An 18,625-nucleotide genomic window follows, 5' to 3' on the forward strand; every position below is an offset into this window, starting at 1 on the left:
CAGTGCACATGGCATCAATGTTGAACGCTAGTTAGCTTAGCGTTCTGCCATTGATGCTTGTTGTACGATAAAAATTTGATAACGCGAGAGGGATCTATGTCTCTAATTACCCAAGTTGTCCTGCAATCATCAGCTCTTTTGTTTCAGGGACTTCATTGTAGGATAAAACATGCAACCCTCTTGCGAATGCTAATGCGTAACGGGCGAGGAAGGGCCTAAGTTGTGGTGATACAAGTAGAATGGGGTTGTAGCCTTTCTCTTTTGTATCAGCGAGTAATTGCGGCATTTTTTGTTGCAGCTGTGCAAGTAGGTTCGGTTCTATTGGGAAGCTATCAAGCGATACACGCCCTTGCTGTTGTGATTGATTTAATGCGGTCATTAATGTTTGTTCTAACTCAGCGGTAAGTGTGAGTACATTTAACTGCGCACTGCTGCCAGCAATTTGGTGCAATATGCTATTGCGTAAGGCGCAGCGCACATCCGCTGCAAGTAATACCGGATCTTTAGTTTGTTCGCTACATTCCAGCAAGGTTGTCGCTATGGTGCGTATATCTTTAAGCGGCACTTGTTCTTTGAGTAACAAGCGAAAAACTTTGAGTAACTGAATGGGGGTTAAGCTCGTACTGAGTGATTCAGCGAGTTTTGGTGCTTGCTTACTGAGTCTGTCAGTTAATTGCATAATATCATCATGTTGCAATAACTCAGGCAGTGACTCACGCAATAATTTACTCACATGAGTGGCAATAATGGTTGCGTTATCGACCACTGAGTAACCCAAGTTGAGTGCTTTAGCCTTTAAATCTGGTTGGATCCAGATGGCATCCATTTGATAGGCGGGTTCTTTGGTTAAGATCCCATCAATCTTGCCATAGACGGGGCCACTTTTTATGGCTAACAGCAAATCGGGTTCGAGTTCTGCAATGGCCACCTGTGTTCCCATAAAGTTGATTTGATACGCATGTGGCGCTAAGGCTAAGTTATCACGCACTCTGACTTCTGAGAGTAAAAATCCGATTTGTTCTGATAGCGTGCGTCTGATCCCTGTAAGGCGCTTCTGTAACTCTGCACCTTTCGTTTTTTCAACTAAATGGACCAGTCTATAGCCTAATCGCACTTCGATAATATCGATAAAGGGAAGTGATTCCCAGCTAGGCGCTGAAGGTTCTGTTAGGCTCGTTTCTATCAGTTCTTCGGTTTTTTCTTCGGTAAAAGCAGCCCTATTTTGGTTTTGCTTCCATGCGGCGAAACCAAGCAATATCGCAAAAGATAGGAAGACTAATGCTGGCATTCCCGGAGTTATCCCAAGAATTCCCATCACAATGGCCGCGGTAGCTAAGGTTTTTGGATTGGCTAATAATTGTCGACTTAACTGAGTCGGCATTTCTTCCGCATCGGAAACACGTGTGACAATAATGGCGGCAGCGGTGGCGAGCAGTAACGATGGAATTTGTGCGACAAGGCCGTCACCAATGGTTAATAAGGCATAGGTTTTAAAGGCTTCAGCGGCGCTGAGATCATGCATAAAGATACCTATGCAGATCCCGCCAATAATGTTGATGGCTAAGATTAATAGCCCCGCAATGGCATCACCTCTAACAAATTTTGATGCCCCATCCATGGAACCGTAAAAGTCGGCTTCCCTAGCAACATCTTGACGACGTACGCGTGCTTGTTCGTGGGTTAGCGTGCCAGCATTGAGATCGGCATCGATAGCCATCTGTTTACCGGGTAAGGCATCTAACGTAAACCGTGCCGAGACCTCGGAGATCCGTTCGCCACCTTTAGTGATAACAACAAAGTTAATTATCATTAAAATGAGGAAGATAACGGCACCGACAACATAGTTTCCACCAATAACGACTTCACCGAAGGCTTGAATGACCTTACCCGCCGAATCGCCACCTTCGTGGCCCTCAATCAGCACCACGCGCGTTGATGCGACGTTTAAGGTTAAACGCATTAAGGTGGCAAGTAGTAACAAGGTGGGAAATACGGAAAACTCGAGCGGCCGCCTGATAGACACACTCACCAGTAGCACCATCACGGCAAGAACGATGTTAAACGTAAATAAAATGTCTAGTAGCCATGCCGGTAGCGGCAGAATCACCATAGCGAGAATAGCGAGCAGCATAACTGGAATACCAATATAGCTGTAATTTCCTGAAAAGGTGCGTCGTAGCCAATTCATAGGTTAAGCAATCCTTCAATCGTGACGTAAATGGGGTGGAATAAAAAAGTGTGGCAAAGGTTCAGGTTTTTGTTGTAAACCCTTACGAGAGGCTTTTATTTGCATGACATAACTTAATACGTGCGCGATGGCGATAAACAATGCACTGGGGATCTGTTGATCGACTTGTGTTGAATGGTAGATAGCCCGAGTGAGAGGTGGGATATCAATAATTTCGACACCATGTTTTTTGGCCAGTTCTCGCATATAGAGAGCCAGTTCTTCGGTACCTTTTGTTAATACATAAGGTGCATCGGCTAAGTCAGGATTGTATTTTAATGCTACTGCATAGTGAGTCGGATTGACTAAAAGGACATCTGCTTTCGGTATAGTCGTATCAGCACGGGATCTAGCCATGCGTTGTTGTAACTGACGGATCTTCGCCTTGATCTCAGGTTTACCTTCTTGCTGGGTATGCTCGTCTTTTACCTCTTGGCGCGACATTCGCAATTGTTTTTTGTGATGCCAGTATTGGTATGGCACATCGATAAAAGCGATGACGAGTAGTCCTACTCCGAGGTAAAGCATTCCTTGGGATAAAAGATTTATGCCATCACGGACGGCTTCGTCAATTGGGCGATGACTATAACTGAGTAAACTCTGTAAGTGACCATTCAAAAAAACCAGCATGATACTGATCAGAAGCACGATTTTTAAACAGGATTTAAGCAACTCAACAAGGGATTGAGTGGAAAATATTCTTCCTACTCCTGCGATAGGATCAATTCGGCTGTATTTAAAATTAGCGTTTCCAACATTAAATATAGGGCCACCAGGCAATGCCCCTGCAATGGCGGCGAGCAGTGCGACCATAATAAAAAGTGGGCTCAAGATAGTTAACATTTCAACTAGGCTAGTACCAAGGTGACGTACCATCATGTCAGGTTGATCTAACTCAGCACGCGTGAGCAACATATTGTATTTGGTTAATCCACTGACTTTTGTCGCGAACCAGTTCGCATTACTGGTGAGCATAACGGAGCAGCCAAGGACAAGAGCGGCTGAGGCAAGATCTTTAGAACGGGGTACTTGCCCCTCTTTTCTTGCTTTGCGTAGCTTTTGCGGTGTGGCTTCTTCTGTTTTGTCTTGTTGCTGCGTTTGGCTCATGTGATCCCACCTATAAATTGATACATGGCGGTCAAGGCATCTAAACAGAGATCGCTGTAACGACTAGGTATGCCACTCAGTGACAGAAAAACACAGAGCAACCCCATTAACATCGTCATGGGAAATCCGAGTGAGAAGATATTTAATGAGGGCGCAGAGCGACTTAGCACTCCGAAAGTAATATTGACCATTAGCATGGCAAGTACTGCTGGTATGGCGAGCATAAGTGATGCCGCAAACAGCCAAGCCAATCGGCTCACTAACCCCATGAGTGGTAATTCAAAAATGCCATGACCAATCGGCCATAAACGGAAACTATCCACAATGATATTGATGGCAACTAAGTGGCCATTGAGTGCAAGAAAAATCAAAGTGCCAAAAATTTGAAACCATTCGCTGATGATCGGGCTTGAGTCACCATTGGCAGGATCGTTCATAACTGCCATTGCGAGTCCCATCTGCATGGACATAATATTGCCAAGCATGGTCATTACATGGATTAGCAGCGTTAAAAATAATGCGAGCATAAACCCAATGAGTAGCTGTTCAATGGCTAAAAAAAGTGACGCGAGTGAGATTGCGTCGACAGGTGGAACGGGTGGGAGCATAGGTGCGAGCAATGCAGCGATACTGAGCGCAAGAAAAATTCTTACCATCACGGGTACATAAGCATTACCCAAGAGTGGCATTATCATAAAAGCACCCATGATCCGGCAAAATGGCCACCAAAAGCCGCCGATGAGCATACTGATTTCTGTTGAGGTCAGTGACAGCATATCAACCGATAATATGGGGGATATTCATAAACAACCTGTCAAATAAATCACTTAGCTGTTGTATGAGCCAATGGCCTGAAAATAGCACCATCAGCAAGGTAATGATAAGTCTCGGCAAAAAACTGAGGGTTTGCTCATTGACTTGCGTTGCGGCTTGAAATACCGCCACAATTAAGCCCAAGATCAGCCCTGGCGTGACCAGTGCCGAAACCATCATAATGACAAGAAACATGGAATCTGCAAAAAGAGCAGTCAGTTCATTGATGTCCATTTAGCTATCCAAAACTGGCAGTTAAGGTGCTGACTGTCATAGCCCAACCATCGACCAATACAAAAATCATTAACTTAAATGGGAGTGAGATAATTAAGGGCGATAGCATCATCATCCCCATCGACATAAGCACACTTGCGACCACTAAATCGATAACCAAGAAAGGCAAGAAGATTAAGAAACCAATTTGAAAGGCGGTTTTGAGTTCACTCAATACAAACGCAGGCATCAGAACAAAAAATGGCACTTCCTCTGCCGTTTTCATATGTGTAGGTTCATTGGCGATTTTTAGCATTTGTTCGAGATCTGTCTCTCTCGTCTGTGCCAACATAAACCGAGTTAAGGGGACCTTTGCAATCGAAATGGCTTCCATTAACTCGATCTTACCCTGATCATAGGGCAGGTAAGCCTCTTTATAAATCTTGTCTCCCACGGGACGCATAATAAAGATAGTGAGTATTAGCGCTATTCCTACCAGCACCCTATTGGGCGGGCTTTGTTGTAATCCTAGAGCCTGCCTTAGGATGGCTAATACAATGATAATTCGAGTAAAACTGGTAAGCATCATTAACATGACAGGCAAAAAGCTAATGGCTGTCATGAGTGCTAAAATTTCGAGTTTAATGTTAACTGCTTGACTACTTTCTCCACTGTCCAATGTAAATAAGGTCAGCCCTTCGGATGCTATAGCGTGGGGAACGAACAAAAAAGTAGAGAGTAAAAGCAGCCGAACTATCATTCGTTAATTGTCCCATCCAGCGCGATACTTTCTATTTCTAACAGACGTACACCGTATCGACCTGCGACTTCTACGACTTCACCTCGACCGAGTAGTGCGCCATTGACTCTGATATCCAGAGGCTCACCTACCATACGATCGAGTGCGATAACATCACCTTCTCCCATACGGTTTAGCTCACCTAATGACATTTCTGCACTGGCAAGTTCGAGAGTAACTTGTACCGGAAGCTGTTGAAAAAAATTGTTATTCTTCAATTTTCGGCTTTGGGTGTCCTGTTTTGACAGGCTTTTTTCGGAGAAAATATCGTCATCTAATAGAAAATCATCATCCGATAAAATAGGTTGTTCAGCCAATGTCGTTCTCCTCATACTGGTAAACATCTTGAGTCAATTTCGCTACCATCAGCCCTTCATGACTATGCACAGTTGCATGAAATAGAGGGGTACTTCCGATGGATAACAAGGTTTTTGGATATAAATTAATGGGTAAAATATCACCAGTGTTTAACTGACCAAGGGAGTGTACTGGGATGTTATGTTGCCCAAGTGTCACTTGAATTTTTACTGGAAGATTCTTTAGCCAAATGGCTAATTTTGCAGGTAAATCTGCACTTACTTCTGATTTTTTAGGTTGTTCTGCTAAATGTCCAAGTAAATGTTCGGTTAAGCAAAAAAGCATCGGTGGTGTTTGTGACTCTTGGCTAAAATTGAACGACCATACCGCCGACACAGCAAGCTCCATTTGACCTTTAATCAATTCAACTTCAAGAGCACTGGTATCTATTGTGTTATTTGGCAGCTTATCAACCACTGACAGCAATAACTTTCTGGCCAATCTAAATTCAGACTGGCTAGGATCCCTTAAGGGGGAGTTTAATGGCGTTGACATACTGCCATAGTAATTACTTGCTAATTGATCGAGCGTACAACGATCTATCCTCCAATAACCCAGAATATTCTGCTGGTGCTTCAATATGAACCAAGCGTAGTAATGCTCAGGGATAATGGGTTTTCTAGGTTCAGTTAAATGAGAACTAGAGACAGCCGAATGCCCCTGTCTTAGAAGGGGAGATAAAATGTTATTGATGGCATCAATAAGTGGGCGATGCAACTGAACCAGTTGTTGTAATAAACGGGTTCTAGCGAGTTTCTCTTGGACTAACATAATAGGCCGGATCATCTCATCCGAACTCGCTTTAATAAGCCGAGCTTTTGCGGTTATCTTCATTTTACTTCCTATTAAATGCAGTTTCAGTACCGCGAGAATTTAGTCTGTAACTTACAATGCTCATTTCTGTATAAAAAGCGTACTTAAATCGAGTGCTAAAGGTTTTTACTTATCTCAGTCAATCATCTATAGATATTCAATAGGGTCAAACGGAGTGTGGAATAGATATGCAGGAAGCGTTCCGTTTTAAACGAGGCTGATAATAAGGTAATCCGGCTAAGGTATTCAATAATAATTATTGATAAAATAGAAATAAATGTGAATGAAATGATATTTAAAGTGATTTGTAAAGAGAATGTGCTACGGATAACTGTACAATCTTTTATTTAGATTAAATGACTTCTTTATTTGTTGTGTCAATAAATTGTCGTGAAAACTTTATTTTGGCAATGGTGTTTTTTTTGACGTTTTAATGATTTTTTGTCATTTCATACTGTAAACATAACTTCGGTCCATCTTAGTTATTGTTTTATATTGGTTTTACTTTTTACCGCAGTTTATAATGTTTTGCTGATGTAAATTTAATCAGTTAAGTTGAGTTTACTATTTTATTGCAATGATAATATTTTTATCATTCTGATATATTAATTTACAAGTATATTTGGTATAAGTCAGTCTTAAGTTATATGTATCAGGATGTCACGATTAATTGTGGTATCTGGTGTAGTGATTCAGAGGTTCATAGCGTCTATTTTTATCTGTACTTTTATATTTTTACTTCAGTTGTTATAGATATCTAAAGAACTGGTTAATTTTGAAGTGGATCACACTTTTGTTCGTGGTGGATGTTTTTTGATCTTTATGCTTTTTGTTTGGTAATAGTTTTGATGCAGTGAATAAGCATATGGTTATCACTATACAAGGGAAGCAATGCTTCCTCTTTTGATTTATGCTGAATGGGAAGTTTTATTTCCGCATTGAGTGTTTATTTTTCAATATGCCAGCCAGTATAAATGGTTAATATATTATCTATTTGGTTAGTTGTAATAAATTTTATTTAAACTCAATTACACAAAAAATTAGTCCATTAACTAAGGTGTTATTTCATGTGCGGTAAACAAGAGGGTGTTGGCGAGTGAGAAGCCTAAGTATACGGATTGAAGGGCTAAATCTATCGGCGGATCTTATATGCAAAATAATGCATGAAAATTTTTGCCTTTGGAATGATAAAATGGACTTGCCTTGGCTCACAATCGTCAATCTTTCTGATTGTAGTCCTAGTGACGTAAAGGATTATCTCGCTCGTTTCCCTAGTCGTAACCAGCTTGCTTTGTTGGCGCCAGAACAAGGTGAGTTAGCCGCCGCAGCGATGCGTGCTGGCGTTCAAGACTATTTATTAATTCCCGTAGAAAGTGAGCAATTGCTCGCGTCTATTCATCGATTACGACGGTTAGAGTTACCTGACTCTAGTTTGGTGGTATCGGCATCTGTCAGTCGGCAGTTGTTGATGCTCGCCCATCGCGCAGCAACCACTGAAGCCAGCGTTCTATTACTGGGCGAAAGTGGTACAGGCAAAGAACCTCTCGCTCGTTATATTCACCGTCATTCTTCGCGTTCACATAAACCTTTTATTGCGATTAATTGTGCTGCAATTCCAGAAAGTATCCTTGAGTCCGTATTGTTTGGGCACGTAAAAGGCGCCTTTACAGGTGCAATTTGTGATAAGGCCGGGAAATTTGAGCAAGCCAATGGCGGTACGTTATTGCTCGATGAAATTGGTGAAATGCCTTTGACGTTGCAGGCGAAATTACTGCGAGTTTTGCAGGAAAGAGAAGTGGAAAGGCTGGGTGGGCAGCATGCAATAGCGTTAGATATCAGGATAATTGCGTCTACTAATCGTGACTTAAGGCAGGCAGTAGAGCTCGGCCATTTCAGAGAAGACTTATTTTATCGTTTAGATGTTTTACCGTTGAAAATTTCTCCTTTAAGAGATCGAAAGGCAGATATTTTGCCTCTTGCTGAGCACTTCTTGGACTTATATCACCAGCCAGATACCACCAGTACTTGTTATTTTAGTGAGCACGCAAAGCAAGCCCTTGTGTCCTATGATTGGCCCGGAAACGTAAGGGAATTAGAAAATTGTATCCAGCGGGCATTGGTGATGCGTCGTGGGCTTGCAATACAAGCTGCCGATCTTGGCTTAAACATTCAGCTAGAAGTGCAGGCGGTTGAGCATCCAGAAGTGACTGATGGACTTAGGGCTTCAAAGCAGCAGGCGGAGTTCCAATATATTATCGACGTACTTAAGCGTTTCAATGGGCAACGTACCTTAAGTGCACAGGCGTTAGGGATGACGACGAGAGCGTTAAGATATCGACTCGTACAAATGCGGGAAGCAGGGATTGATATTGAAATGTTATTAGAACAAGCGGGCCGCGCTGCTTAGCGTGATACAAAGTAATAGGAAAAAATATGTCTTCTGGAGCGATAGTTAGCTCGAATATGCTAATGGACACCTTAAGTATTCATCGGGAAGTGGCTAAAGGAGCGATCAATATCTCCCCTAACCCCGCCGATAATGGTCAGGCTTATGGCTCATTTACGGACTTGATAAAGAGTAAGGTGGCTGCCGTTAACCAAGATCAGAATCAATCCTCTATGGCGATGACTGCGGTTGATAGTGGAAAGAGTGATGATCTTGTCGGTGCTATGGTGGCTTCGCAAAAAGCCAGTTTGTCCTTTGCGACTATGCTTCAAATTCGTAATCGTCTTGTGCAAGCATTTGACGATGTAATGAAGATGCCTATTTAAGGAATTGTGTGAATGTCTACCACTTTTGTTCAATCAGGTCAGGATATTACGGGAACTGAGCGTTCGTCAGGCCTCATTGCTGATATGACCCAGAAATGGCATAAGTTTAACCGTGGAGATCGTCAGGTCATTGCCTTAGCGCTACTCGCTGTGGTTGTTGCCAGCGTAATAGTGTTAATGCTCTGGACGGCAACGGCGGGGTATCGACCTTTATACGGTAGCCAAGAAAATGTCGATACCTCTCAAGTGCTTAATGTATTAGAAGCTGAAGGGATTCATTACCGTCTTGAGGCAAATACAGGGGCAGTGCTGGTGGCTGAGGAGCAAGTCGGTAATGCACGTATGCTCTTGGCGGCGAAAGGCGTGAAAGCGAAAGTACCTTCAGGTATGGAGGCGCTCGATAATAATGCGCTTGGTACGAGCCAATTTATGGAGCAAGCCAAATATCGCCATAGTTTAGAAGGTGAGTTAGCCCGCACTATTATGTCATTAAAGTTAGTGAGAGCGGCCAGAGTTCATTTAGCCATACCTAAACAGAGTCTATTTATTCGTCAGGAGCCGGAATTACCCACGGCCTCTGTGATGTTGCAGCTTGACCCCAATACACGTTTATCTGAATCACAGGTTGAGGCCATTGTTAACTTAGTGGCTGGCAGTGTAACTGGACTCACCGCAAGTAATATTAAAGTCGTTGATCAAGATGGTCGGTATTTAAGTGAAAACATTTCGGGTAATCAAGATCTTAGCCAGTCTAGGAATAAGCAATTACAATACACTCGTGAGTTGGAACATAGTTTAGTCGCCAATGCTGCCTCTATGCTGGAGCCTGTGCTTGGACACGATAATTTCCAAGTACGAGTGACGGCAAAAGTTAACTTCAATCAGGTTGAAGAAACCAAGGAGTCACTCGATCCACAAAATGTCGTAACCCAAGAGCGCACCAGTATTGATGACTCGAGTAATAGTATTGCGGCAGGGATCCCTGGTGCTTTAAGCAATAAGCCTCCTCAGGTCGGGACCGCGGCAACGGATGACAAAACACGTAATCTGAAGCAAGAGGAAAGTCGTCAATATGATGTTGGACGTTCTGTGCGTCATGTGCGTTACCAACAAATGCAGCTTGAAAACCTCTCTGTCTCAGTACTCATCAATAGCGCGGCGGGTCAAGGGGTATTTAATAATGAGGCTCAGCTTGTTAAGTTTGGCAACATGGTGAAAGATGCCATTGGTTTTTCAGCGGCAAGAGGTGACAGTTTTACCATCAATGCTTTTGAATTTACGCCGACAGTGGTGGCTGAAATACCGACTTCTCCTTGGTGGCAATCCGAAAATTATCAATCCTATTTACGCTATATCATAGGTGGGATCCTCGGTTTTGGGCTTATTTTGTTTGTCTTACGTCCTTTGGTTAAACACTTAACTCGTACGGCACAAATCACTGCCCCTAGTATAGAACCAGCAGCATTAAGTGCGGCATCAGCCAATGCCCTTGATGGGCCAACGGTTGATTATGCACCTAATCAAGCCCATCAATTACCGAGTGCTGATTGGCTAGGCAGCCAAGGTTTGCCTGAACCAGGATCACCTTTAACGGTGAAGATGGAACATTTAGCATTATTGGCAAATAAAGAACCCGCACGTGTTGCAGAAGTGATAGCTCATTGGATAGGCGATAAAGACGGTGAATAACTCAATCGAAATTAAGATGGATAATTACGCCCAAGCAGCCATGTTATTGCTGAGTATGGGAGAAGAAGGTGCAGCTAGGGTGATGGCGCATTTAGACCGTAACGACGTACAGCACTTAAGCCACAAAATGGCGCGGTTATCCAGTATTACTCAGCAAGAAGCAGAAGCTGTTCTTAGTCGTTTTTTCCAGCGTTACAAAGAGCAATCGGGTATTGCAAGAGCCTCACGCTCCTATTTACAGAAGACACTCGACATTGCGCTCGGGGATAGACTGTCAAAAAGTTTAATTGACAGTATTTACGGTGATGAAATCAAAGTGCTGGTGAAGCGGCTTGAGTGGGTTGATCCTCAATTACTTGCACGGGAAATCACCCATGAACATTGTCAATTACAAGCGGTATTGTTAGGGCTTTTGCCCGCAGAGAGTGCTGCTAAGATATTGAAAATGTTACCGAGCGATAGCCAAGATGAGGTGCTTGTCCGTATTGCACAACTGGGTGAGTTGGATCGTAATGTTGTCGATGAATTACGTGAGCTTGTCGAGCGTTGTATGTTGATGGCAATGGAGAAAAGTCATACACAAGTGGCAGGTGTAAAACAGGTTGCAGATATACTCAATCGCTTTGAGGGCGATCGTGAACAGTTAATGGAAATGATCAAACTCCATGATAAACAAATGGCGATTGACGTAACCGATAACATGTTTGACTTCATTATTTTAGGTCGTCAAAAACAAGAGACACTACAAACGCTGCTAGGGCAAGTCCCCTCAGAAACTTTATCACTCGCATTAAAAGGCATTGATTTTGAATTAAAAGATGCCTTGCTCAATGCGCTACCTAAGCGGATGTCATCGGCGATTGAAACCCAAATAGAAGCATTAGGGGGTGTACCTGTTAGCCGAGCGAGCGGTGCACGAAAAGAGATCATGGAGCTTGCTAAACAATTGATGCAAGAGGGTGAAATTGAATTGCAGCTATTTGAAGAGCAGGTCGTTGTCTAATGGAAAACAAGCATTCACGTTGGCGTCTAAATCCGAATCTTGCACGTCGCTATCGTTTCCCAGCGTTGCATGATGCTGTTGATTCCTCAGATACAGGTAGTGATTTTCAAAGCTATCAGCAGGCATTTGATGAGGGGTATGAGGAAGGCGTGCTCCAAGGCAAGAATGCGGGCTATGAGGCGGGGATAGAAGAGGGGCGCATTGCAGGACATGCGGCAGGTTTTCATCAAGGTAAACTGGAAGGTGTTGCCGCAGGTAAAACCTCTATTAATGAACAGCTTAATAGTCTGCTTGTGCCGCTTGGTGCCTTGCGGGAATTACTTGAAGATGGGCATGCTAAACAGGTACGTGAGCAACAAAACTTGATCCTTGATTTGGTCCGTCGGGTTTCACAGCAAGTGATACGCTGTGAGCTAACCCTTCAGCCACAACAGATCCTCAAACTCGTGGAAGAAACGCTGAGTGCCTTGCCCGATGATCAATCGGACATGAAGATCCATTTAGAGCCTAATGCTGTGATTAAATTAAAAGAACTGGCTGAGGATAAAATCCGCGGCTGGAATCTGATTGCAGATAGCAATATTTCGGCGGGCAGTTGTCGTATTGTCAGTAATAAATCCGATGCAGATGCCTCGGTTGAAACAAGACTTGATACCTGCATGAAGTTAGTTGAAGCCAAGTTACATGAGGCCGATATTGGAGGCTGATTTTTTCCAAGACGATTGGCCACGGGTACCGGTTGCTCGAGTTTATGGACGTCTTATCCGAGTCAATGGTTTATTGCTGGAAGCCGTTGGTTGTCAGCTTGGCATGGGCGATCGTTGTCAGATAGAAGGACGTCATGGTCGTTTAATTGAGGCTGAGGTCGTTGGTTTTCACCGAGATGTACTTTGCCTTATGCCTATCGAACCTACTCAGGGGTTGATGCCGGGGGCGAGAGTATTGCCTATTACCCATGAGCAAACGATTGCGATTGGTGATGGATTACTCGGCAGGGTGCTTGATGGGCTCGGCCAGCCACTCGATTTGTTCGGCGATCTCACCGATGTTTCACAGGTTCAGCAATCACATACCAGCTATAACCCATTATTACGACAACCTATCAGGCAACCGCTTGACGTTGGGATCCGTGCCATCAATAGCTTACTGCCTATAGGTAGAGGGCAACGACTGGGGTTATTTGCGGGCTCTGGTGTAGGTAAAAGTGTATTACTCGGCATGATGACGCGCTTTACCGATGCGGATGTTGTGGTGGTGGGTTTAATTGGTGAGCGTGGCCGTGAGGTGCGTGAGTTTATTGAGGAAACGCTCGGCGAAGAGGGTCGTAAGCGCGCGGTGATTATTGCAGCACCTGCAGATACTACCCCACTCATGCGCTTGCGTGCTATGCGCTTATCCCATTCTATTGCCTGTGCCTTTCGGGATCAGGGCAAGCAAGTGTTGTTATTGGTTGATTCATTGACGCGTTATGCACAGGCACAGCGTGAAATCGCCCTGAGTTTAGGCGAGCCGCCAGCAACAAAAGGTTATCCTCCATCGGCGTTTGCACAGTTACCCAGATTAGTTGAAATGGCGGGAAATGGTGAGCATCCAACGGGCACTCTGACGGCTTTTTATACCGTTCTAGTGGAAGGGGATGATCAGCAGGATCCGGTTGCTGATGCTGCACGGGCTATTTTAGATGGTCATATCGTACTGAGCCGTAAACTTGCAGAACAAGGGCATTTTCCTGCCATTGATATTAATGCCTCGGTTAGCCGTCTTGCGATGCAGATAGCTACGGCGAGCAGTATCGAGCAGAGTCAGATATTTAGGCATATTCTAAGCCGTTATAATGAAGTGAGAGATTTATTGCCTTTAGGAGGGTATCAAGCGGGCCAAGATCCTGAAATGGATCTGGCAGTACGTGTATACCCAGAGATGGCAAAATTTTTACGTCAAACCACGCAAACTAAAATCAATCTCGCCGAGAGTTTAGTGCAGTTAGAGCAATTGATGGGAGTCATGGGATATGAGCCAGCGTCATCTCTCTAAGTTATGTATACAAGCTGAAAAAAAGTTAGCCCAGCTTGGTCAAAAGCGCGAAGATTCCAGCCAGAATGTCCAACTGAACCAACAACAGCATCAAGCCCTGTCGCAGATGATTTTTACTTACCGTGGTGCTAAAGAAGGCGGCAATGTTTTACTTTGGCAAAATTCGGCAAGTATGGCGCAAGCCCTTGAACCCATGCGGGTAAAGTTAGTTCAAAAAGACATGTTTCTTCAACAGGAGCAACAACGTATTGATCGGCTTTGGCGTAAACAGTTAGGGCGTCAACAAAGTTTAAAGTGGCTTGAAAAACAAACACATCTTCAGGAAAAGGCGCGAGTGGCTCGCAATGAGCAGGCCATAGTTGATGATATGGCAGGTATCTATTATAAGAAGAAAAGTTAATCAGTTCAGGGAGTCACCACAATACCACTCTTGCCTATGATAGAGTGCTTTGGACACTCCCGCTCATAGAGTTTACTTAACGTTTGGCGCCGTAATCAATTTCTTGGTGTTGGCCATCGCGATTCAAAATTCGGTTAATGGTTTCTTGTTGCATCACAAGTAACCGTCCGTTGGTTTCATTGGCAGTTTGGCTATCTTTGACTAACAGTTGTAAGTTGTCCCATGACATTTTAATTTGTGGTCTTAAGTGATCGGGTAGGGCGGTAATTAAACGCTTCATACCCGTGTTGTCACCATTAAAACCGAGAATTGCGAGATTTTCACTACGTTGTTTAGCTCTTAACGCGAGTTTATTGCAAAGTGCCGTTTGACGCTCGTTGTGGGCAAGGAGTGCATCATTATCTCTGCGCTGCATTAATTCACGTTGATGCTTAAGCATCGCTTTTAGTTGGCTATATCCATCAAGATCTTGACGAATGTCCCGTATTAAGCTTTGAACGAGTTCACGCTTATTTACTTGGCTATTTTCCATGTTGTATCAGTATCTTTTCTGCAATTTTATCTAAGCTCAGTTCAAAGCTACCGTTACTTAATGCTTGACGAATGGCGGCGACTTTATCCGTATCAACATCAGAGATAGTGTGTAACTCTTTATGGGTTTGTTCCAGTAATTGCCAGTCATCACTAATATCTTGCTTCGCAGATGCTGGTAAATTTTCTGATGCAACAGGCTTTTTGGGCGTATTAACGCTTTTACTTGTGTTGAAATCAGTGCTTAACGCACTGTTAATTTTATTAATTTCCATAGATGTTCATCGTCATAAATGGTCTGATACTAGATATAGGCGACCCTAATGGTGTTTTTCTAAAATAAAATTTTGATTTATTTAGATCCGGTCTACAGCCTAAAAGCGGGTTTGCACTCTGCCTTTTGCTACTGGGTAAGCGGTAATGATTTTGCCTGAACTTGTATTTCTCACTCGAATGGCATCTCCCTGCTTACCTGCATCCATCGCGACCCCTAGCATATTGGCATAAAAGGTGGCACTGGCTGCCTCGATAATCACTTCCTCTCCGATGCTCACAAGCCATGGCGCGCTTAGGTTATTCGTTCTTATTGGTTTGTTTTTTCTTATTTTTCTAGCTACAGCCTGATCTAAAATATGCTTTTCATCGGTAATGATATCTTGATCTGATGCCGTTAATGGCAGCATTTTCCATTGTAAATTTTCTGCCGTGACAACCTCATCCCGTTCGAGGGTTTTACTCGTGACAGGAATGTAAGCACTGAGATCAACCTTAGCGCGAACATACAGTGACCAACCTTCAGAACTGCAACTGACTTTGCGCTGGAGCCGACCAAAAGGGAGTCCTTTGGCCGCTTCAATATTCAGCGCTGTACTACACGTTTTTAATTTTGCCGTACTCGATGGAATGTGTAGTGAGATTTTTTTACTGATCTTTTTGATCTCCTGCGACTCTTGCCAGCGTGCAATTTCGGCTGACACGGCATTTGTCATTTGCTGAGATATTTGCTCAGTTGCAGAAAGCTTCCCTTTCGCCTGCACATTGAGCGGAAGTAGTAATAGGCTCAATAACAAAATGAGGGAAAAAGACTTTCCGTCTATTCGTAACGCGTTCATGTAACCAACTGTTTTATATTGATAAGTATATTGGCATGCTAATTGTAAGCTGCTTGGCCATCGATATTAATTTAGGCATACAGTACTAGGAGTTTAGATGGCTATCAACCTTGATAAAGCATTAGGAATACATCCTCAGACACTCGATTTTAGAGTGGAGAGAAGCAAGGTATTAGCGAGCAATTTAATCAATGCCGAAACTCCAGGGTATAAAGCAAGAGATTTAGATTTCAAGGCAGCCATGAAGCAGGTTGAAGCTGGCATGCAAATGAATCAACAGTACAGTCTTGCTTATCGCATGCCTTATCAAAACTCCGCCGATGATAATACCGTGGAACTCGGTAAAGAACAGGCGAGATATTCACAGAATGCGATGGATTATCAAACGAGTTTGACTTTTTTGAACATGAAAATAGCAGGTCTAAAATCTGCCATTGAAGGTCGTTAGGAGCCTATATGTCATTTGGTGATATTTATCAGATAGCGGGTGCTGGCATGAATGCCCAGACCATACGTCTAAATACGGTGGCGAGTAACCTCGCTAATGCGGGGGCTGCTGCCGAAACTCCTGAGTCAGCCTATCGTGCCTTAAAGCCAGTATTTGCCACTATTTACGATTCAACTCAACAAGGGGCTATCGGAGCGTCGATTGAGGTGAGCGATATAGTGCAGGCCGATGCGCCATTAGATATGCGTTATGAGCCGAATCATCCCTTTGCCAATGAACAAGGTTATGTCGCTTATTCTAACGTAAACACCATTGAAGAAATGGCTGACATGATGGCAGCGAGCCGTTCATTTGAGACCAGTGTAGAGGTGATGAATCGTGCTCGCTCTATGCAGCAGGGCTTATTGCAACTAGGAAATAAATAGCATGGAAGTGGCTAGCGCAACAAATAACCCAGTCCAGAATCCTGCTGGCGCATTGGCGGCACCGGGGAATGATGCAGCATCATTAAAAAATGAATTTATGACATTAATGATTGCGCAGATTAAAAACCAAGACCCGACTAAACCGCTTAACAGTGCTGAATATATCTCTCAGCTAGCGCAGTTTTCGCAGGTCGAAAGTTTAGAAGGGATGCGGAAGAATCAATCCAACCAAATGATCATGATGGAAAATTTAGGCATTGTGCAATCGGCGTCTTTGATCGGCAAGAATGCCATGGTGCCTGTGTCTGAATTTAAGCTAGATGGTGAAACGGTTGAGGGAAAAGTGTATTTGGAGAATGCGGTTGAAGCACTCGATATCGAGATTGTGAATTCCGAAGGGCAAGTTGTCCACACTATGCAATTAGGTGCGCAAGCTGTCGGTGATATTCGTTTTGCTATCGATCCAGATGAGCTGGGATTAGAAAAAGGCCAATATGAAATCAAAGCGAAGGCGACACTGGGTGAAAATAGTTTAGTCGCGCCTACGTATATAAAAGCACCGATAGAGCGAATCCATTTTTCCAGTGCATCGGGCATGATGATGGCTGAAATGGGCCATGGTGTCGGTGTGATTTCAGTTCTCAATATTTCTGAAGTTTCGTAACTCATTTTATAGGAAATTAAGATGTCATTTAACATAGCTTTAAGTGGATTACAGGCGACGACCCAAGACCTCAATACCATCAGTAATAACATCGCTAACGCATCAACCAATGGTTTCCGTGGTGGACGCAGCGAGTTTGCATCTATCTATAACGGTGGCCAAGCGGGTGGTGTTAGTGTGATGTCCACGACGCAGAACTTTTCTAAGGGTGGCAGCTTAACGTACACAGGCCGTCAACTTGATATGGGCATTCAAGGAGAAGGCTTCTTTGTGCTTAAGGGCACCGATGGCGGCGCTATGTATGCTAGAGCGGGGATGTTCCACAAGGATAGCCAAGGCTTCATTACCGACCCCGTAGGCAGTCGTTTGCAGGGATATTCTGTGAATGCCACCGGAAAAATCCAGCAAGGTAATGTGGGTGATTTACAGGTACAAACCGCATCACTTGCAGCAAAAGCGACAACTCAAGTTGGCCTTGTTTCCAATTTAGATGCCAGAGTAGACCCTATAGCCGTTGCTTTTGATCCTAAAGATATCAATAGCTATCACTCAATTGGAACGACTAGCGTTTATGATTCCTTGGGTGCAGAGCATGTTGTGACTCAGTATTATGTCAAAACTGCACCGAATGAATGGACTGTTAATTACACTCTGGATGGCGTTCAACTCACCGAACAAACGACATTAACATTTGACGCTAAAGGTGTTTTAGACCCAACAACGACCAAACAAGCCTTCGATCTTACCTTACCTAATGGCGCATCCAACCTCCAGTTTGAAATCAATTTCGATAAAAGCACTCAGTATGCCGCCAAATACAACAACTCCAGCTTATCTCAAGACGGTTATACCTCGGGTGAATTGAAAGGGGTGCGCTTAGATGATAACGGTATGCTGTATGGCACTTATACCAACGGCCAAGAGCAGTTACAGGGACAAGTCATCCTTGCTAACTTCAGCAATCCAAATGGTTTGTCCGCAGTGAGTAACAATGCTTGGGTCGCGACTAATACGGCGGGACAAGCGATTACTGGCGCGCCATCAACGGGCACTATGGGAACCGTAACTGGCGGGTATTTAGAGGGCTCGAATGTCGATACGACTGCTGAAATGGTTAACCTTATGTCGGCACAGCGTAATTATCAGTCCAACGCTAAAGTGCTCGATGTTAACTCGACAATGCAGCAAGCGTTACTTAATGCCATTTAATACGAGACG

At 43.8% G+C, this 18,625-nt stretch carries 21 protein-coding genes; 11 read left to right on the forward strand and 10 right to left on the reverse strand.

Annotation, left to right across the window (positions count from 1 at the left end; genetic code table 11):
* Positions 1-106 precede the first annotated feature (106 nt).
* From flhA to SPUTW3181_RS02405, 7 genes are read right to left on the reverse strand one after another with little or no spacing between them, the layout of a single operon-like run.
* Complete coding sequence (gene flhA / locus SPUTW3181_RS02375) at positions 107-2,188, reverse strand: flagellar biosynthesis protein FlhA (protein WP_011787842.1); 2,082 nt, start codon at positions 2,186-2,188, stop codon at positions 107-109.
* A gap of 15 nt (positions 2,189-2,203) precedes the next feature.
* Positions 2,204-3,334: a flagellar biosynthesis protein FlhB gene (flhB, locus tag SPUTW3181_RS02380; protein ID WP_011787843.1), complete on the reverse strand. Its 1,131-nt coding sequence runs from the start codon at positions 3,332-3,334 to the stop codon at positions 2,204-2,206.
* Positions 3,331-4,110, reverse strand: coding sequence for a flagellar biosynthetic protein FliR (gene fliR / locus SPUTW3181_RS02385; protein WP_011920057.1), 780 nt, complete (start codon positions 4,108-4,110; stop codon positions 3,331-3,333). Before fliR ends, flhB begins: the two co-directional genes overlap by 4 nt.
* Before the next feature lies 1 nt (position 4,111).
* Complete coding sequence (locus tag SPUTW3181_RS02390) at positions 4,112-4,381, reverse strand: flagellar biosynthetic protein FliQ (protein WP_011787845.1); 270 nt, start codon at positions 4,379-4,381, stop codon at positions 4,112-4,114.
* 4 nt (positions 4,382-4,385) lie between these two features.
* Positions 4,386-5,120 carry a flagellar type III secretion system pore protein FliP gene (fliP, locus tag SPUTW3181_RS02395; protein ID WP_011787846.1) on the reverse strand — a complete coding sequence of 245 codons (735 nt, stop codon included), beginning with the start codon at positions 5,118-5,120 and terminating at the stop codon, positions 4,386-4,388.
* On the reverse strand, positions 5,117-5,476 hold the full coding sequence (locus SPUTW3181_RS02400; protein WP_025008807.1) for a FliM/FliN family flagellar motor switch protein: 360 nt from the start codon (positions 5,474-5,476) through the stop codon (positions 5,117-5,119). The genes fliP and SPUTW3181_RS02400 overlap by 4 nt, the downstream gene beginning before the upstream one ends.
* Positions 5,469-6,350, reverse strand: a complete 882-nt coding sequence (locus SPUTW3181_RS02405; RefSeq protein ID WP_011787848.1) for a FliM/FliN family flagellar motor switch protein — start codon at positions 6,348-6,350, stop codon at positions 5,469-5,471. The genes SPUTW3181_RS02400 and SPUTW3181_RS02405 overlap by 8 nt, the downstream gene beginning before the upstream one ends.
* 1,075 nt (positions 6,351-7,425) lie before the next feature.
* Between SPUTW3181_RS02405 and SPUTW3181_RS02410 the strand changes: the two genes are divergently transcribed.
* From SPUTW3181_RS02410 to SPUTW3181_RS02440, 7 genes are read left to right on the forward strand one after another with little or no spacing between them, the layout of a single operon-like run.
* Positions 7,426-8,736: a sigma-54 dependent transcriptional regulator gene (locus SPUTW3181_RS02410; protein WP_011787849.1), complete on the forward strand. Its 1,311-nt coding sequence runs from the start codon at positions 7,426-7,428 to the stop codon at positions 8,734-8,736.
* 26 nt (positions 8,737-8,762) lie between these two features.
* On the forward strand, positions 8,763-9,101 hold the full coding sequence (gene fliE / locus SPUTW3181_RS02415; protein WP_011787850.1) for a flagellar hook-basal body complex protein FliE: 339 nt from the start codon (positions 8,763-8,765) through the stop codon (positions 9,099-9,101).
* A gap of 12 nt (positions 9,102-9,113) precedes the next feature.
* Positions 9,114-10,790 (forward strand): flagellar basal-body MS-ring/collar protein FliF, encoded by a 1,677-nt coding sequence (fliF, locus tag SPUTW3181_RS02420; RefSeq protein ID WP_011787851.1) that lies wholly within the window; start codon positions 9,114-9,116, stop codon positions 10,788-10,790.
* A gap of 16 nt (positions 10,791-10,806) precedes the next feature.
* Positions 10,807-11,793 carry a flagellar motor switch protein FliG gene (locus tag SPUTW3181_RS02425; RefSeq protein ID WP_011787852.1) on the forward strand — a complete coding sequence of 329 codons (987 nt, stop codon included), beginning with the start codon at positions 10,807-10,809 and terminating at the stop codon, positions 11,791-11,793.
* Positions 11,793-12,500 carry a flagellar assembly protein FliH gene (gene fliH, locus SPUTW3181_RS02430; RefSeq protein WP_011787853.1) on the forward strand — a complete coding sequence of 236 codons (708 nt, stop codon included), beginning with the start codon at positions 11,793-11,795 and terminating at the stop codon, positions 12,498-12,500. The genes SPUTW3181_RS02425 and fliH overlap by 1 nt, the downstream gene beginning before the upstream one ends.
* Positions 12,478-13,827 carry a FliI/YscN family ATPase gene (locus SPUTW3181_RS02435; RefSeq protein WP_011787854.1) on the forward strand — a complete coding sequence of 450 codons (1,350 nt, stop codon included), beginning with the start codon at positions 12,478-12,480 and terminating at the stop codon, positions 13,825-13,827. Before fliH ends, SPUTW3181_RS02435 begins: the two co-directional genes overlap by 23 nt.
* Entirely contained in the window at positions 13,805-14,227 is a 423-nt protein-coding gene (locus tag SPUTW3181_RS02440) for a hypothetical protein (protein WP_011787855.1), read from the forward strand. The genes SPUTW3181_RS02435 and SPUTW3181_RS02440 overlap by 23 nt, the downstream gene beginning before the upstream one ends.
* A 76-nt stretch (positions 14,228-14,303) precedes the next feature.
* On the opposite strand, the gene SPUTW3181_RS02445 is transcribed toward SPUTW3181_RS02440, so the two are convergent.
* The 3 genes from SPUTW3181_RS02445 to flgA all read right to left on the reverse strand — a co-directional run bounded on the left by SPUTW3181_RS02445 (position 14,304) and on the right by flgA (position 15,870).
* Complete coding sequence (locus tag SPUTW3181_RS02445; RefSeq protein WP_011787856.1) at positions 14,304-14,759, reverse strand: flagellar protein FlgN; 456 nt, start codon at positions 14,757-14,759, stop codon at positions 14,304-14,306.
* Positions 14,749-15,033 (reverse strand): flagellar biosynthesis anti-sigma factor FlgM, encoded by a 285-nt coding sequence (gene flgM, locus SPUTW3181_RS02450; protein ID WP_011787857.1) that lies wholly within the window; start codon positions 15,031-15,033, stop codon positions 14,749-14,751. The genes SPUTW3181_RS02445 and flgM overlap by 11 nt, the downstream gene beginning before the upstream one ends.
* A 99-nt stretch (positions 15,034-15,132) precedes the next feature.
* A complete protein-coding gene (flgA, locus tag SPUTW3181_RS02455) occupies positions 15,133-15,870 on the reverse strand; it encodes a flagellar basal body P-ring formation chaperone FlgA (protein WP_011787858.1) in 738 nt (245 codons plus the stop codon).
* Between the two features lie 97 nt (positions 15,871-15,967).
* On the opposite strand from flgA, the gene flgB reads away from it, so the two are divergent.
* The 4 genes from flgB to flgE are packed head-to-tail and all read left to right on the forward strand — an operon-like array spanning position 15,968 to position 18,616.
* The gene (gene flgB, locus SPUTW3181_RS02460; RefSeq protein WP_011787859.1) at positions 15,968-16,318 is read left to right on the forward strand and encodes a flagellar basal body rod protein FlgB; all 351 of its coding nucleotides are present in this window, start codon (positions 15,968-15,970) and stop codon (positions 16,316-16,318) included.
* An 8-nt stretch (positions 16,319-16,326) separates the two neighbouring features.
* Positions 16,327-16,743, forward strand: a complete 417-nt coding sequence (gene flgC / locus SPUTW3181_RS02465; protein ID WP_011787860.1) for a flagellar basal body rod protein FlgC — start codon at positions 16,327-16,329, stop codon at positions 16,741-16,743.
* 1 nt (position 16,744) lies between these two features.
* Positions 16,745-17,407, forward strand: coding sequence for a flagellar hook assembly protein FlgD (locus SPUTW3181_RS02470; RefSeq protein ID WP_011787861.1), 663 nt, complete (start codon positions 16,745-16,747; stop codon positions 17,405-17,407).
* 21 nt (positions 17,408-17,428) lie between these two features.
* A complete protein-coding gene (flgE, locus tag SPUTW3181_RS02475; RefSeq protein ID WP_011787862.1) occupies positions 17,429-18,616 on the forward strand; it encodes a flagellar hook protein FlgE in 1,188 nt (395 codons plus the stop codon).
* Positions 18,617-18,625: the final 9 nt, after the last annotated feature.

The sequence above is a fragment of the Shewanella sp. W3-18-1 genome (genome assembly GCF_000015185.1).
Lineage (GTDB): Bacteria > Pseudomonadota > Gammaproteobacteria > Enterobacterales > Shewanellaceae > Shewanella > Shewanella putrefaciens.

Bases quoted from the DNA above. Each gene is read 5' to 3' on its own strand.
- flhA (WP_011787842.1), bottom strand. From the start codon at position 2,188: ATGAATTGGCTACGACGCACCTTTTCAGGAAATTACAGCTATATTGGT.
- flhB (WP_011787843.1), bottom strand. From the start codon at position 3,334: ATGAGCCAAACGCAGCAACAAGACAAAACAGAAGAAGCCACACCGCAA.
- fliR (WP_011920057.1), bottom strand. From the start codon at position 4,110: ATGCTGTCACTGACCTCAACAGAAATCAGTATGCTCATCGGCGGCTTT.
- SPUTW3181_RS02390 (WP_011787845.1), bottom strand. From the start codon at position 4,381: ATGGACATCAATGAACTGACTGCTCTTTTTGCAGATTCCATGTTTCTT.
- fliP (WP_011787846.1), bottom strand. From the start codon at position 5,120: ATGATAGTTCGGCTGCTTTTACTCTCTACTTTTTTGTTCGTTCCCCAC.
- SPUTW3181_RS02405 (WP_011787848.1), bottom strand. From the start codon at position 6,350: ATGAAGATAACCGCAAAAGCTCGGCTTATTAAAGCGAGTTCGGATGAG.
- fliE (WP_011787850.1), top strand. From the start codon at position 8,763: ATGTCTTCTGGAGCGATAGTTAGCTCGAATATGCTAATGGACACCTTA.
- fliF (WP_011787851.1), top strand. From the start codon at position 9,114: ATGTCTACCACTTTTGTTCAATCAGGTCAGGATATTACGGGAACTGAG.
- SPUTW3181_RS02425 (WP_011787852.1), top strand. From the start codon at position 10,807: ATGGATAATTACGCCCAAGCAGCCATGTTATTGCTGAGTATGGGAGAA.
- fliH (WP_011787853.1), top strand. From the start codon at position 11,793: ATGGAAAACAAGCATTCACGTTGGCGTCTAAATCCGAATCTTGCACGT.
- SPUTW3181_RS02435 (WP_011787854.1), top strand. From the start codon at position 12,478: ATGAGGCCGATATTGGAGGCTGATTTTTTCCAAGACGATTGGCCACGG.
- SPUTW3181_RS02440 (WP_011787855.1), top strand. From the start codon at position 13,805: ATGAGCCAGCGTCATCTCTCTAAGTTATGTATACAAGCTGAAAAAAAG.
- SPUTW3181_RS02445 (WP_011787856.1), bottom strand. From the start codon at position 14,759: ATGGAAAATAGCCAAGTAAATAAGCGTGAACTCGTTCAAAGCTTAATA.
- flgM (WP_011787857.1), bottom strand. From the start codon at position 15,033: ATGGAAATTAATAAAATTAACAGTGCGTTAAGCACTGATTTCAACACA.
- flgA (WP_011787858.1), bottom strand. From the start codon at position 15,870: ATGAACGCGTTACGAATAGACGGAAAGTCTTTTTCCCTCATTTTGTTA.
- flgB (WP_011787859.1), top strand. From the start codon at position 15,968: ATGGCTATCAACCTTGATAAAGCATTAGGAATACATCCTCAGACACTC.
- flgC (WP_011787860.1), top strand. From the start codon at position 16,327: ATGTCATTTGGTGATATTTATCAGATAGCGGGTGCTGGCATGAATGCC.
- SPUTW3181_RS02470 (WP_011787861.1), top strand. From the start codon at position 16,745: ATGGAAGTGGCTAGCGCAACAAATAACCCAGTCCAGAATCCTGCTGGC.
- flgE (WP_011787862.1), top strand. From the start codon at position 17,429: ATGTCATTTAACATAGCTTTAAGTGGATTACAGGCGACGACCCAAGAC.